This is a genomic window from Synechococcus elongatus PCC 6301 (genome assembly GCF_000010065.1).
GTDB lineage: Bacteria > Cyanobacteriota > Cyanobacteriia > Synechococcales > Synechococcaceae > Synechococcus > Synechococcus elongatus.
In genome coordinates this window covers 971429-984846 of record NC_006576.1, presented here as the reverse complement: position 1 = coordinate 984846, position 13418 = coordinate 971429, and the positions used below count along the sequence as shown (strand labels likewise).

Sequence of the window (13418 nt, the reverse complement as noted above, 5' to 3'; positions counted from 1 at the left end):
TTTGATTCTGAACCAGTAGGCGTAGATCTCCAGAATTTCTGGGGGAAGCGATCGCAGCCCGAGGCCTAAACCCTATTCTTCTGCGATCGCTCGATTGGCCTACCCCGCTTGCAACTCATCCAATTTGGCCAGCACTTCTTTGCTATGAATCACCGGCCGCACTGCGGTGAAGTTAGCGCGCAGCACCCCTTCTGGATCGATGATGTAGGTGTGGCGCAGGCTGAAAGGAGCTAGCCAAGAGCCATAGCGTTTGCTGACCTCGCCTTTGACGTCAGCCAACAGGGGGTAGGACAGTCCCTCGTTTTCTCGGAAGCGACTGTGGCTACTGAGATCATCGGCACTGACCCCGACGATTTGGGCATTGCGTTCAGCATAGGCAGCCAGATCCTGTTGAAAACGCTGGGCTTCGAGGGTGCAGCCGGGGGTTCCATCCTTGGGATAGAAGTAGAGCACCAGCCACTGTCCCCGGAAGTCAGCGAGGGATAGACGCTCGCGGCCATCGTCGGTGGGCAAGGAAAAGTCCGGGGCGGGCTCATCCACGGGCGGCTGAGGGCCACCTAAGGCTTGGGCCGATCGCGGAGCCAAAACGAGGGCTGGCAAAGCCAAAAGTGAGCTGAGGAGTAATTGGCGACGACTGACCGGCATCTCTTTTCCACTATCCAAGCGATCGCCTTCAGTCTAACGAGGACAGCTGCTGGCCTAGACTGAACAAAACGGCGTTAGCTCAGCGAACTCCATGCCTGCAATTCAACTGCACGTGTCTGATATGGCCTGTGGTGCTTGCGCCGCAGCAATTGAAACAGCGATTCAGGCCACCGATCCGCAAGCTCAGGTTCAAGCTGACCCCGCCTCCAAGCAAGTGACGGTGATCACTAGCTGCTCAGCTGCAGCAATACAGGTGGCGATCGCGACGGCGGGCTATCACCCAGAGCTGAGGTAACGAAATACGCCAGATGTTAAAAGCCTATGGGGACTTTCTAACCCGTCGAAAAATCTCTGTAACAATGCAATTAAATGACTAAAAGCCTGCTAAATCGCAGGTTTTGCCTATGCTGGCACCATCCTCAAATTGCTCCCTTGCCAGCCAGCGGCTGACTCCTGAAGGTTTTGCTCAGTTACAGAGTGCTTTGCAAGATTTTGTGGCAACACTGCCCCAAGCGTTTTATTGGGATAGTCGATCGCTGCATACGCATCTGCGGACCCAAACGGGAGATTGTGCGATCGCGATCGCAGCAGGGTTTCAGCTGCTGTTGTTAGGGCGGACTGCCGCAGAGTATTGCCAGCCTCACCCCTTAAGCGAACCTCACCATGTCAGTGTGCAGTTTGGTGCTGACAGTATTCAGCGCTATTGCCAAGCGACGAATTTACCAGTTGAATACCAGCCTGCCTTGGCTCAACTCGGCGACCTCAGTCTCAACCCAGACTTGATCAGTCAATTCAGTAATCTTTTGATTGCCGCGATCGCTGCTGATCGAGCACCATTAGCAGCTCAATATCCTGCTGTTTCCGTCTGTCAACCGCTAGAACAAGCTCTTCATTGGCAAGAAGAACAAGATCGCCTGATCAGTCAAGTCTCTGCACAAATTCGTCTCAGTTTAGATCTCTCAGAAATTCTGACAACTACGATCCGTGAAATTCGTCAGTTGCTTAATGCCGATCGTGCGATTATCTATCAATTTAAGCCGCAATGTCTTGACGCTGGACTCGATCAACGTTGGCCACTTTATATTCCAAGTCAGTCCTACATTACCTACGAAGATCGTCGCAACGAAGCACTTTTGTCGGTGATCGATCCTCTAGTCCAACCAGGGCTATTAATCACGACAGAGGAATGGCAACGGTTCCAGCAAGGGGAAACGCTTCTCATTGATTCAGTTGGCTTCTATAAGGAAAGACTGCCGGAGCAGTATTCCTTCTATGAACGTGTTCAAGTGCGATCGGTTTGTAAAATTCCGATCCTAGTGCAGGGGCGAATTTGGGGCTTACTCGTTGCCCATCAATGCCAGCAAGATCATCGGTGGCAACCTCGGGAGCGTGATATTCTCCAGCACCTAGCAGAACACCTCTCGATCGCCATTTACCAAGCACAGCTCTACGGTCAGCTCCAAGATCAGACACAGACGTTAGAAAACCGCGTGCTGGAACGTACCCAAGAGCTAATTGATGCTCTTGCCTTGGCCCAAGCGGCCAATGCGGCCAAGGGTGAGTTTTTGGCCACCATGAGTCATGAACTCAGGACGCCTCTGACCTGTGTGATTGGGATGTCAAGTACGTTGCTGCGCTGGGCCTTTGGCCCTTTGACCGAGCGGCAAAGGGAATATATAAAGGCGATTCATGACAGCGGTGAACACCTGCTGGAACTGATCAATGACATTCTTGATCTGTCTCAAATTGAGGCAGGTAAAGCAGCCTTACAAGTGCGTCCATTCTCCCTTTCAAGACTGGCAACCCAAACCCTCAATACCCTGCAGGAAAAAGCCCGTTTAGGCGAGATTCAGCTCATGCTGGATCTCCAGCTCAACAACCGTGTGGACGTCTTCCGAGCCGATCCAAAGCGATTGCGCCAAATTCTCATTAATCTTCTCAGTAACGCTGTCAAATTTACTGAACCCCAAGGAACTGTTTTCCTGCGGGTTTGGCGAGAAGGCGATCGCGCCATCTTTCAAGTCAGTGATACGGGAATTGGAATTCCTGAAAGTGAACAAGCTCAGCTGTTCCAAAAGTTCCAACAGCTCGATACTTCCATTCGCCGCCAGTACGGTGGCACGGGCCTAGGGCTGGCTCTAACCAAGCAGCTGGTTGAACTACATGGCGGTCACATTCAAATTGAATCAACCGTCGGTCAGGGTAGTACCTTTACAGTCTGGATCCCCGAACAAACGCTGATCGAACCCGTCGAGCCTAGACCGTCCATCGATAATTTGCCCGCTGGCCACATTCTCTTACTGGAAGAAGAGGATGAAGCAGCTACGGTCGTCTGTGAAATGTTGACGGCGGCGGGCTTTAAGGTGATCTGGCTCGTCGATGGCAGCACAGCTCTTGATCAACTCGATTTACTGCAGCCCATTGTGATTCTGATGGCTTGGCCACCGCCCGATCAGAGCTGCTTACTTCTGCTGCAGCACCTCCGAGAACACCAAGCCGATCCCCATCCCCCGTTAGTTTTGTTCTTGGGAGAACCACCCGTCGATCCCTTACTCACAGCCCAAGCCTCAGCAATTTTGTCCAAGCCCCTAGATCCGCAGCTGCTGTTGACGACCTTGCAGGGGCTCTGCCCACCCAACCTGTCAGAGGGCGATCGCCCGAGTTCCTAGCGGTTGTGTTGCAACAGTCCCTAACGGATTGAGCTGCGATTGAACCAATGCAGGATAATGAGGAGGCTGTCAGCATCGCTCGCTGGCGACGCGCGGCTTGTTTGCGAGGAGATTGCTTTGGTCACGTCCTCTCCCTTTAAAACCATCAAATCAGACGAAATTTTTGCAGCGGCTCAAAAACTGATGCCGGGTGGCGTCAGTTCGCCGGTGCGCGCTTTTAAATCCGTTGGCGGTCAACCCATCGTCTTCGATCGCGTGAAAGATGCCTACGCCTGGGATGTGGACGGCAATCGCTACATCGACTACGTCGGCACCTGGGGCCCCGCCATCTGCGGGCATGCGCATCCAGAAGTCATCGAAGCCCTCAAAGTTGCCATGGAAAAGGGCACAAGCTTTGGGGCACCCTGTGCATTGGAAAACGTCCTCGCCGAAATGGTGATCGATGCAGTGCCTAGCATCGAGATGGTGCGCTTCGTCAATTCCGGCACCGAAGCCTGTATGGCGGTGCTGCGCTTGATGCGGGCTTATACGGGCCGCGACAAAATCATCAAGTTCGAAGGCTGCTACCACGGCCACGCTGACATGTTCTTGGTCAAGGCGGGGTCTGGGGTGGCGACCCTCGGCCTGCCAGACTCGCCCGGCGTACCCAAGAGCACCACGGCCAATACCCTGACCGCGCCCTACAACGATCTCGAGGCAGTCAAGGCACTGTTCGCGGAAAATCCCGGTGAGATTGCTGGGGTCATTCTTGAGCCGATCGTCGGTAACTCGGGCTTCATCGTCCCAGATGCTGGCTTCTTGGAAGGATTGCGGGAAATCACGCTGGAGCATGATGCCCTGCTGGTCTTTGATGAAGTGATGACTGGCTTCCGGATTGCTTACGGTGGCGTGCAAGAAAAGTTTGGCGTTACGCCTGACCTGACCACCTTGGGCAAAATCATCGGTGGCGGCCTACCGGTGGGTGCCTACGGCGGTAAACGCGAGATCATGCAGCTGGTCGCGCCGGCTGGCCCGATGTACCAAGCGGGTACTCTGTCGGGGAACCCCTTGGCGATGACGGCTGGGATTAAAACCCTGGAGCTGCTGCGCCAGCCTGCCACCTACGAATATCTTGACCAGATCACCAAGCGCCTGAGTGATGGTTTGTTGGCGATCGCCCAAGAAACCGGTCATGCGGCTTGCGGTGGTCAGGTGAGTGGTATGTTCGGCTTCTTCTTCACGGAAGGCCCTGTGCACAACTACGAAGACGCCAAAAAGTCGGACTTGCAAAAGTTCAGTCGCTTCCATCGCGGCATGCTGGAGCAAGGCATCTACCTTGCCCCCTCGCAGTTTGAGGCGGGCTTTACCTCGTTGGCTCACACTGAAGAGGACATTGATGCCACGCTGGCAGCTGCTCGTACGGTGATGAGTGCGCTGTAAGCCGCAATGACAGCATCAATACGCTTGCTGTCGGAGGGATTGCTCTTGGCCCAAGCGGCTGGGGGCAATCCTTTGGTGTCGCAGCGGGGAGAAACTTCGATTTACATCGGCTTGATTCTCCTGGGAATTCTCCTGAGTCTGCTGATCGGCCTGGTCTCGCGGCAGTTTATGAAGGCGCTCTACTTTTCGGGCGCGCTGGCTTTGATCCTGATTGCGATCGTCATTTTGTTGTGAGCTGCTGCCGTTAGGTCAAGTGGGTTGAGATAGTACAAGCCCGCTGAGCGATCGCTGAGCCTTCAACTCCGAATAACCATTCACTGGGCTGAACCGTAAAGCAGTTATTGTTTTCAGACAATGGGCAGTCTTGTCGGGACTCGACGCTGGCAGAATTTGCTGAGTACAGTGGGGGAGATAGCCTCCGAATTCAATCTTGCTGCTATGGCGTTGCGCCTTCTCTGGAACTCCAGCTTGCTCGTCGCCTGCTGTGCGATCGCCAGCCCACTTGCGGCAATTCCGATTCCCCCACCAGCCACAATGGCGGTTCCAGCTATTCCAGTAGAAGCAACGATCGCGCCTCCTCCAGCACCTGCCCCAACCACAAAGTTAGTTTTGAGTTTGCGGCAGCGCCGAGTGACGGTCTATCGCGATCGCTTGGCGATCGCGAGTTACCCTGTGGGCATCGGTAAGCCGGGTTGGGAAACGCCCCGTGGTACTTTTCGGGTCATGAGCAAAATCGTCAATCCGACTTGGCAGCATCCTTGGAATGGCAGTCTTGTTCCTCCCGGTCCCAACAATCCTCTAGGCGATCGCTGGATCGGCTTTTGGACTGATGGCAAAAACTCGATTGGTTTCCATGGAACGACGGCTGAATCCCTGATTGGCCAAGCGGTTTCCCATGGCTGCGTGCGGATGAAAAATCGCGATATCCGTGCTCTGTTTGAATTAGTAGAGGAAGGCGCGATCGTCAGCGTTCAACCTTGAGTCTTACTTAAAAGTAGGAGTGAGACGCCCAATAGGGCTAGGACTGTGTGTTACGAGACACAGTTAGATCGACTAGTACATTGCTTTTTTAGTAAGGGTTTTTTATGAATTTTCCTAGACAAAGAGTCTCGGAGTTACGTGACACGAGATCCTATGTTCCTATTCAAATATCTATGTGTTTTAAAAATGAAGAAATTGCCTGTGGAACTGCTTTCTTTTATTTGCATGAGGACAAGTCGTATTTGGTGACAAACTGGCACAATGTGACAGGAAGAGAGCCAAGTACCTTAAAGTGTAAATCCAATCAGGCTGCTCTTCCAAATCACCTATTTATCAAGATTCCATCTAGCACCCATGATAGTTCTGGGCTCAAATTTATTGAGTGGACTACCTATGTCATTCCACTATATGAAGATGAGGGAGATTCACCCAAACAGCCAGTTTGGTATGAACATCCAAGATATAGGTATCAGGTAGATTTGGTTGCCATTCCTATTAATATTAATGGAGTTAAGGGATCTGAAATCAAACACGCTAATGATCCAAATTTTAAATTAGATAATATAAGACTTTGTCCGGGCCTAGATGTTTTCGTTTTAGGCTTTCCTAGAGGATTAAGTGGAGGGGCTAACTTTCCGGTGTGGAAGCGAGGAAGTATTGCCTCAGAGCCAGATTTTGATATTGACGGATTACCAAAACTATTTATTGATACAGCAATGCGTGAAGGAATGTCAGGTGCACCTGTTTACGCACGACAGGTTGGTTATTGGCTACCCGAAGGTGCTACGAATCAGGATGAGGCAATGATAGGCGAGGGAAGAAAATTTTTGGGAATCTATTCTGGACGAGTTGGGGACGATTCGTTTAAAGCTCAACTAGGTATTGTTTGGAAACCTTCTGCAATTGAGGAAACAATTAAAGCTGCGATGGCAGGAAACTCTTCATTTTATATGTGAATGCTAATAAAAAAGCTGCCCAAGACTATCTCGAGCAGCTTGTTAATTCACTGAGGTAATGAAGCGTAGATCCTAGCGGATGTACTCTTTCAGGATGCTGTTGCGGTTGGGATGACGCAGTTTCCGCAGTGCTTTCGCCTCGATCTGGCGGATGCGTTCGCGGGTGACATTAAACAACTGGCCGATTTCTTCCAGCGTTTTCATGCGGCCGTCATCCAAGCCATAGCGCAGGCGCAGCACATCGCGCTCGCGGGGGCTGAGAGTGCTAAGGACGCCTTCAAGGTCTTCGCGCAGCAGGTTTTTTGCGACTTCATCTTCGGGGGTTTCGCCATCAGCTTCGATGAAGTCACCCAGACGCGAGTCTTCTTCTTTACCGATTGGGGTTTCCAGCGAAATTGGCAGCTGGGCTGACTTAGCGATAAACCGCAGCTTCTCGATCGTCATCTCCATGCGAGTGGCGATCTCCTCCTCGGTGGGCTTACGACCCATTTCCTGAGAAAGCAGCTTGGTGGTTTTCTTAATGCGAGAAATGGTTTCGTAGAGGTGAACAGGCAGGCGGATCGTGCGGCTTTGATCCGCGATCGCGCGGGTGATGGCTTGGCGAATCCACCAAGTCGCGTAGGTCGAGAACTTGTAGCCCTTCTCGTGGTCAAACTTTTCGGCAGCCCGAATCAGACCCAAGCTACCTTCCTGAATCAGGTCTTGGAAGGACAGACCCCGGTTCATGTATTTCTTGGCGATCGACACCACCAACCGCAGGTTCGACTGCACCATCTTGTCCTTGGCGCGGCGACCCCGGAACAGGCGGCGGCGGAATTCATCCAGCGGCGAGTCAACAGCAGCGGCCCACTCGGCGTCGCTGGGCAAACGATCGAGCTGTTCGAGCAACTCATCGCGAATGCGTTCTAAAGCAAGCAAGTCAGCGATTTGACGGGCGAGCTCAATTTCTTCATCGGCCCGCAGCAACCGAATTCGACCAATCTCTTGGAGATAGAGCCGAATTGAGTCTTCTGTATAGGTTTTGGGGACTTTAGCTTTGGCTTTGGCCGCCGCATCTTCATCCTCACCAACCGAATCCTCGTCGTCGATCGCGTCGACATCTGCAGTCGGAGCGATCGTGGTTGCGGGCTCAACAACAGCAGTTGTCGCTTTTTTGCGACTACTCCGTTTGGCCTTTGTTTCCGCCGGTTTGAGCGCGGGGTCGAGTAGTTCGGTGGCCTGAGTCATGCCGGCTTCCTCTCGCTCCTTATCGATTGAAATCAGCTGCGTCATCGCGCCTAGAAAGTGGGGTTCTTTGCCTTCTCACGTCAAAAATAGCCTTTGGATGCAGAGAGCAAATCTCCAAAGGCAAATCGAACAGTGGGGGTTGTCAAAGATCCCTCGGACAATCACCGAACAACGACCAGTTGTCGGTCTTGCCTCGAAACCCTTCGATTGTAGCTTGCCCTGTTGAAATTGCACGCTTGCTATTGAGTTGGTCTATCGACCAGCAAAATTGCCGATCGCAGCGCCTTCCAAACGGCAGATTCGCCAGTCGGGCAGTAGCTTGGCACCCAATCCTTCGTAAAAGTCGATCGCCCGTTGATTCCAGTCGAGCACCGCCCACTCAACTCGGCCACACTGACGTTCAGTAGCGATCGCAGCGAGCTGTTGCAGCAGTGCTGTGGCGATGCCTTGGCGACGAAAGCGAGGCCGCACAAATAGATCTTCTAAATAAAGACTGGGTTGCTTGCGAAAGCTGGAGTAGGTCATGAAGTAGAGAACGTAGCCCGCGATTGTGCCGTCCCACTCAGCAATCTGGACAGAGGCGTAGGGTTGAGGCCCAAACAAATGCTCGTTGAGAAGGTCTGGATCCTCGACGACTTGGTGCTCCAGTTCCTCAAAGCTGGCCAACTCTCGAATCAGGGTCAGGATTTCGGGAAGGTCTGCGGGTTGGGCTGCACGAATCTGGAGCGAGGACACCATAATTCAGGAACGCTAAAGCAACGGTTACTTGGATTTCGGATCTTAGCCATGTCCAGCCAGGATTGAGGGTGTGCTAACGACATGAGGCATCCTGGATTACCCCAAGCCTGGGCAGAGGTTCTAGTCGATTGCCCTGGGCTAGAAACCCCCTATACCTACGAGGCTAGCCCTGCGATCGCAGTGGGTGACGTAGTTTTGGTGCCCTTTGGCGATCGATTGGTGGGTGGCTTGGTAGTGCGGATAGTCAGCGAGTTGGCGGCCGAATTGGACGCTACGCGGATTCGTCCAATCCACGAGGTCGTAGCGCAGAGCTTTTTTCAGCCCCATTATTGGGCGCTGCTGGAACAGACCGCCAGCTACTATCAGGTCTCCCTGACCCAAGTGCTGCGGGTTGCGCTACCCCCGGGGCTGTTGCGGCGATCGCAACGCCGAATTCGGGCTCGATCGGGTACCCAACCAATCTTGCGATCGGGGGCCGCTCAGAGACTGTGGCCGCTACTGCAGAAAAATCTTGAGACGGGCTATAGCTGGCGCTATCTCTGTCAGCAACATCCTCAGGCTTCTCAAGGATTGCGCGAACTCCTGCAAACGGGCTGTGTCGAGAGCTACATCTGCCTCGGCAAGAGCACTCAAGCGAAGCAGCAACTCGCGATTACCTTAGTTCAGCCGCGATCGCCTCACTTAACCGATCGCCAGGCGGCGGTCCTTGCACAGCTTCAACAACTGGGGGGTGAGGTTTGGCTCCAATCCTTTCAAGAACAAACTGGCGCGAGTCGAGGCTTACTCGATCGCCTGTCGGTCTTGGGTTGTGTGGCGATCACTCCTAAGGAACGACTGCGAAGTGGGCTGCAAACAACCGACTTGAGCGCGGATCAGCCTCGCCAGCTGACACCGGCTCAAGCCGCTGCCTTGGCTCAAATTCAGCAGGCTGGCGCTGGTGAAACTTTGTTGCTCCACGGCGTTACCGGTTCCGGCAAAACCGAGGTCTATCTGCAGGCGATTGCGCCTCTCTTGGATCAGCAGCGATCGGTGCTGGTGCTGGTCCCAGAAATTGGCCTGACGCCGCAACTGACCGAGCGTTTTCAGCAGCGCTTTGGCGGCGATCGCCTCTGCCTCTATCACAGCGGCCTCTCGGATGGCGAACGCTACGACGCTTGGCGTCAGATGTTGTTGGGTGGTGCGCGGGTGGTGATCGGAACGCGATCGGCGGTGTTTGCCCCCCTACCCAATCTGGGCCTGATCATTTTGGATGAGGAGCACGACAGCAGCTTTAAACAAGAGCAGACTCCGCCCTGCTACCACGCACGCCAGGTTGCCCACTGGCGATCGCAATGGGAGGGTTGTCCGCTCCTGCTGGGGTCTGCCACCCCAGATCTGGAAACTTGGGCGGCCACGCAAGGTGCTGAGGCTCAAACTCGCTACCTAGCGCTGCCCGATCGGGTTGAGGCGCGAACGCTACCGCCAGTTGAGATTGTTGATCTGCGCCAAGAGCTAGCCAACGGTAACCGTTCAATCTTCAGCACGAAACTACAGCAAGCCCTCGTTGACCTACAAGCGCGGGGCGAGCAAGGCATCCTCTTTATCCATCGGCGGGGGCACAGCACCTTTGTTTCCTGTCGCGCCTGCGGCACGCCGATCGGCTGTCCTCACTGCGATGTCTCGCTCTCTTACCACCTCGATCAGGTCCTCAATCAGTCGCTGCTGCGCTGCCACTACTGCAACTACACCCAAGCCCAGCCGCAACGTTGTCCGGCCTGTGATTCGCCCTATCTCAAAAACTTCGGTAGCGGTAGTCAGCGGGTGGAAGCCGAAGTCAAACGGCTGTTTCCCGAACTCGCCGTCTATCGCTACGACAGTGATACGACACGCCAAAAAGGAGGCCATCAAAAAGTGCTCGATCAATTTCGATCGCAGCCCGCCAGTTTATTGGTGGGCACTCAAATGCTGACCAAGGGAATTGATCTGCCAGAGGTGACGCTCGTTGGTGTGGTGGCGGCGGACGGGTTGCTGCACATGCCCGACTTTCGTGCTAGTGAGCGATCGCTGCAGACCCTAATCCAAGTGGCGGGTCGAGCCGGTCGAGGCGATCGCCCCGGCCGTGTGATCGTCCAAACCTACTGCCCCGATCACCCTGTGCTGACACATTTACTGGACCACAACTATGCCCAGTTCCTGGGTGAAGAGCTGCAGGAGCGGCAGGCCCATGGCTATCCGCCGGCGCAGCGGCTGCTGCTCTTGAGCTGTCGGGGCTTGGAAGAAGCAGTAGTGATGACTGCAGCTGAGGCGATCGCGGACCGATTACACCCGATTCTGCCCGCTGGGGTTGAACTTCTGGGGCCTGCGCCGGCCAATATTGCTCGAATCGCACGGCGTCATCGCTGGCAGCTGTTACTTAAAGCACCCCCCGAGACCGATTGGCAGTGGTTGCCACTGACAGATCTACGTGTCTGCTGCCCCAAAGGCGTCAATTTATTGATCGATGTCGATCCACTGAGCTTTTGAGGGGGGCAGCATAGTCGCAGCCCGATCCGTAGAACCAGGCCTCTTGGCGGCGGCGCTGGCGGAAGCGATCGCGATCGCAGACTTTGAGCCAGTCTGTGGGTTCGCCAGCGATCGCGAGTGATCGATAGAGACTAAGCTGCAAAAATTGCGGCAGCCACTGCAGCAAGGGTTGAAGTCCCAGCTGCGGCAACAGTTTTGCCACCAAGACTGGATGAAGCAGCGTCGTCATCAACAGGGTTTTGGCCAAGGGCTGAAACTGCACCACATCCTGCAGGAAAGGACGGAGGGTCTGGGGACCCAAGCTCTCCATCACGGCGAAGATTCGCCCCAGTAGCTCGTTGATCCGTTCTGGGGGCAAGGAGCGATCGAGGGGCACCGTCATACTCTGCTGAAACAGCCAGGTCACAGCCAAGTTGGGCTGATGGGGTTGTAACAGCGCTAGATCGGCAGCTTGCAGGCAATCAGCGAGCAGTGCTTCGTGGATGCCACGGCAGAGTCGCTCCAAATGCCGCAACAATGCGCCAAAACCGCCAAAACTAAGGGGAGACTGGGCGCTACTGCTGTCGCCGATCGCGAGAATCCGATTCCAAGGACTTTGGAGAGGGCTTTGGCGATAGCTAGGGAGAATTCCCCACAACAGGCGTTTCCACTGCAACTGTTGCAAATCCACGCCCTGGTACTCCGGCAAGGCCGCTAGATACTCCTCTAGCAGCGATCGCAGACTCGGACGAGCTGGCTGGGCGTCGATATAGGTAAAGAGATAAGCGGTGCGACCCTCTGCTGCTGGAAAAGCTTCCCAAAAGGACTGGCGCTGTTGTTGGATGGGCGATCGCGAAACAAACAAATCGCCGCGATCGCTGGCGGGGAAGCCCTGGGCACAGCCACCAACAACGAGGCAAATGGCATCGGGTTTTGCACCCGCTCGAGCTTGACGCGCGATCGGTGAAAAGTGCCCCAAGGCATCTAGGAGCAGCCGCCCCGACCAACGCTGTGACCCTGCCCCAATGACAACCCCATCGGGATGGACACTGACGCGATCGATCGCGGTCTGTTCGAAGACTTGCCCGCCTTGCTCACGAAAATGCTGAAGCAGCGTCGCAATCAGGCGTCGTGGAGAAATACCAATGTTGAGGATGCCTTCGACCCACAACTCGGCGCTACCGGGAAAAGCGATGCGGGCTGCTGGAAATTCTGTCGCGATCGCCGCTTCGAGCTCCTCCGCTGTCAGTAGTTCCAGCTCAACCAAAACGGCCAGCTCATGCCGCGAAATATTCCATTCCTGATCACGCCCCTGGACCATGCCGCGTTCCCAGAGGCCAACACGCCACCCCTGACGCTGCAGGCCCAGTGCAGGCAAAAGCCCCAAGGTACCTCCCGCGACGAGGACATCCAGATCGCAGGAGCCGAGCGGATCAGCCGATTCGCTGACCCACTGCGGTGTCGGCAGTTGCCCCCAACGCAGCGATCGCCAGAAAGCATCACTCTGGTGCAGCCCTTGTGCCACTCTGGCCGGCAACTGATTCAAGACAGAACGCAGGGCTGACCCACTCATGGGCGTTTGAGGTTGTCCAGACCTGCTGTGACCTTAGCTGATTGGATGCGATCGCCCTGTTTGATGCGATCGACGACCGTCATATCGCTGCGGACATAGCCGAAGACAGCATAGTTTCCATCCAAAAAGCCCAAATCCGACAGTGCGATGTAGAACTGGCTAGATGCCGAATCAGGGAAGGATGCGCGGGCCATGGCGACCGCACCGCGTTGATGCCGCAATTTTGGTGGCCGGCTAACGCTCGCTTGTTCCAGCGTCCGGCTATAGACCGGCTGGCTTGCGCCCTCAGGCGTAATTTCTAAGGGTAAGTAGCGTGGCTGTTTCGTATTGGGATCTTGGTAGGACCCAGTGCCCAGTTGCTGGGCCGGCACTTTGGGATCTTTGCTTTGTGGATCGCCACCTTGAACCACAAAGGGCTGCGGTTCTTTCACCACGCGGTGAAAGCTGGTGCCGTCGTAAACTCCTTTAGAGACGAGGTCAACAAAATTGCCAGCGGTAAGCGGCGCATCTTTTCCAAGGACTTCGATCTCGATCGGCTGATTATTGACCGTCAGCACAACGGTGGCATTGCCCTCCAGACGAGGGATGTCGGGGTATAGGCGTCCCACGTCCTCAGGATTGGCATTGGCTGCAGAGAGGGAGGTGGTACTGCCACTGCAGGCAACTAAGCCCCAGGCCACCAGACCGATCAGGAGTCCTTGGGCGGCAACTTGGATCAGCGATCGCATC

General features: G+C 54.8%; 12 protein-coding genes. 7 read left to right on the top strand and 5 right to left on the bottom strand.

Translation table 11 applies throughout. The features are described from left to right. Positions 1–99: 99 nt before the first annotated feature. Positions 100–645: a peroxiredoxin gene (locus SYC_RS04660; protein WP_011243195.1), complete on the bottom strand. Its 546-nt coding sequence runs from the start codon at positions 643–645 to the stop codon at positions 100–102. Between the two features lie 91 nt (positions 646–736). Between SYC_RS04660 and SYC_RS04655 the strand changes: the two genes are divergently transcribed. From SYC_RS04655 to SYC_RS04630, 6 genes are all read left to right on the top strand, one after another. Further along, positions 737–940 (top strand): heavy-metal-associated domain-containing protein, encoded by a 204-nt coding sequence (locus SYC_RS04655; RefSeq protein ID WP_011377659.1) that lies wholly within the window; start codon positions 737–739, stop codon positions 938–940. Positions 941–1049: 109 nt separating this feature from the next. Further along, on the top strand, positions 1050–3314 hold the full coding sequence (gene cikA, locus SYC_RS04650) for a circadian input-output histidine kinase CikA (protein ID WP_011243194.1): 2265 nt from the start codon (positions 1050–1052) through the stop codon (positions 3312–3314). Positions 3315–3431: 117 nt separating this feature from the next. Further along, on the top strand, positions 3432–4733 hold the full coding sequence (hemL, locus tag SYC_RS04645; protein ID WP_011243193.1) for a glutamate-1-semialdehyde 2,1-aminomutase: 1302 nt from the start codon (positions 3432–3434) through the stop codon (positions 4731–4733). A 6-nt stretch (positions 4734–4739) separates the two neighbouring features. Further along, entirely contained in the window at positions 4740–4967 is a 228-nt protein-coding gene (locus SYC_RS04640; RefSeq protein WP_011377661.1) for a hypothetical protein, read from the top strand. Between the two features lie 204 nt (positions 4968–5171). Beyond that, on the top strand, positions 5172–5714 hold the full coding sequence (locus SYC_RS04635) for a L,D-transpeptidase (RefSeq protein ID WP_041676959.1): 543 nt from the start codon (positions 5172–5174) through the stop codon (positions 5712–5714). Positions 5715–5887: 173 nt separating this feature from the next. Continuing rightward, positions 5888–6670, top strand: coding sequence for a serine protease (locus tag SYC_RS04630; RefSeq protein ID WP_234701800.1), 783 nt, complete (start codon positions 5888–5890; stop codon positions 6668–6670). Between the two features lie 72 nt (positions 6671–6742). Here SYC_RS04630 and rpoD read toward each other — a convergent pair whose 3' ends face one another. Then, a complete protein-coding gene (gene rpoD / locus SYC_RS04625; protein WP_011243191.1) occupies positions 6743–7942 on the bottom strand; it encodes an RNA polymerase sigma factor RpoD in 1200 nt (399 codons plus the stop codon). Between the two features lie 207 nt (positions 7943–8149). Beyond that, positions 8150–8635: a GNAT family N-acetyltransferase gene (locus SYC_RS04620; RefSeq protein ID WP_011243190.1), complete on the bottom strand. Its 486-nt coding sequence runs from the start codon at positions 8633–8635 to the stop codon at positions 8150–8152. 81 nt (positions 8636–8716) lie between these two features. On the opposite strand from SYC_RS04620, the gene priA reads away from it, so the two are divergent. After that, entirely contained in the window at positions 8717–11137 is a 2421-nt protein-coding gene (gene priA / locus SYC_RS04615; RefSeq protein ID WP_011243189.1) for a primosomal protein N', read from the top strand. Here the strand turns inward: priA and SYC_RS04610 are convergent. Both SYC_RS04610 and SYC_RS04605 read right to left on the bottom strand, forming a co-directional pair. Then, complete coding sequence (locus SYC_RS04610) at positions 11100–12689, bottom strand: NAD(P)/FAD-dependent oxidoreductase (RefSeq protein WP_011243188.1); 1590 nt, start codon at positions 12687–12689, stop codon at positions 11100–11102. The genes priA and SYC_RS04610 overlap by 38 nt on opposite strands. Beyond that, the gene (locus SYC_RS04605; protein WP_011243187.1) at positions 12686–13417 is read right to left on the bottom strand and encodes a peptidylprolyl isomerase; all 732 of its coding nucleotides are present in this window, start codon (positions 13415–13417) and stop codon (positions 12686–12688) included. Before SYC_RS04605 ends, SYC_RS04610 begins: the two co-directional genes overlap by 4 nt. Position 13418: the final 1 nt, after the last annotated feature.

Bases quoted from the DNA above. Each gene is read 5' to 3' on its own strand.
- SYC_RS04610 (WP_011243188.1), bottom strand. From the start codon at position 12,689: ATGAGTGGGTCAGCCCTGCGTTCTGTCTTGAATCAGTTGCCGGCCAGA.
- SYC_RS04620 (WP_011243190.1), bottom strand. From the start codon at position 8,635: ATGGTGTCCTCGCTCCAGATTCGTGCAGCCCAACCCGCAGACCTTCCC.
- SYC_RS04605 (WP_011243187.1), bottom strand. From the start codon at position 13,417: ATGCGATCGCTGATCCAAGTTGCCGCCCAAGGACTCCTGATCGGTCTG.
- SYC_RS04630 (WP_234701800.1), top strand. From the start codon at position 5,888: ATGTGTTTTAAAAATGAAGAAATTGCCTGTGGAACTGCTTTCTTTTAT.
- SYC_RS04660 (WP_011243195.1), bottom strand. From the start codon at position 645: ATGCCGGTCAGTCGTCGCCAATTACTCCTCAGCTCACTTTTGGCTTTG.
- rpoD (WP_011243191.1), bottom strand. From the start codon at position 7,942: ATGACGCAGCTGATTTCAATCGATAAGGAGCGAGAGGAAGCCGGCATG.
- SYC_RS04640 (WP_011377661.1), top strand. From the start codon at position 4,740: ATGACAGCATCAATACGCTTGCTGTCGGAGGGATTGCTCTTGGCCCAA.
- cikA (WP_011243194.1), top strand. From the start codon at position 1,050: ATGCTGGCACCATCCTCAAATTGCTCCCTTGCCAGCCAGCGGCTGACT.
- priA (WP_011243189.1), top strand. From the start codon at position 8,717: ATGAGGCATCCTGGATTACCCCAAGCCTGGGCAGAGGTTCTAGTCGAT.
- SYC_RS04635 (WP_041676959.1), top strand. From the start codon at position 5,172: ATGGCGTTGCGCCTTCTCTGGAACTCCAGCTTGCTCGTCGCCTGCTGT.
- SYC_RS04655 (WP_011377659.1), top strand. From the start codon at position 737: ATGCCTGCAATTCAACTGCACGTGTCTGATATGGCCTGTGGTGCTTGC.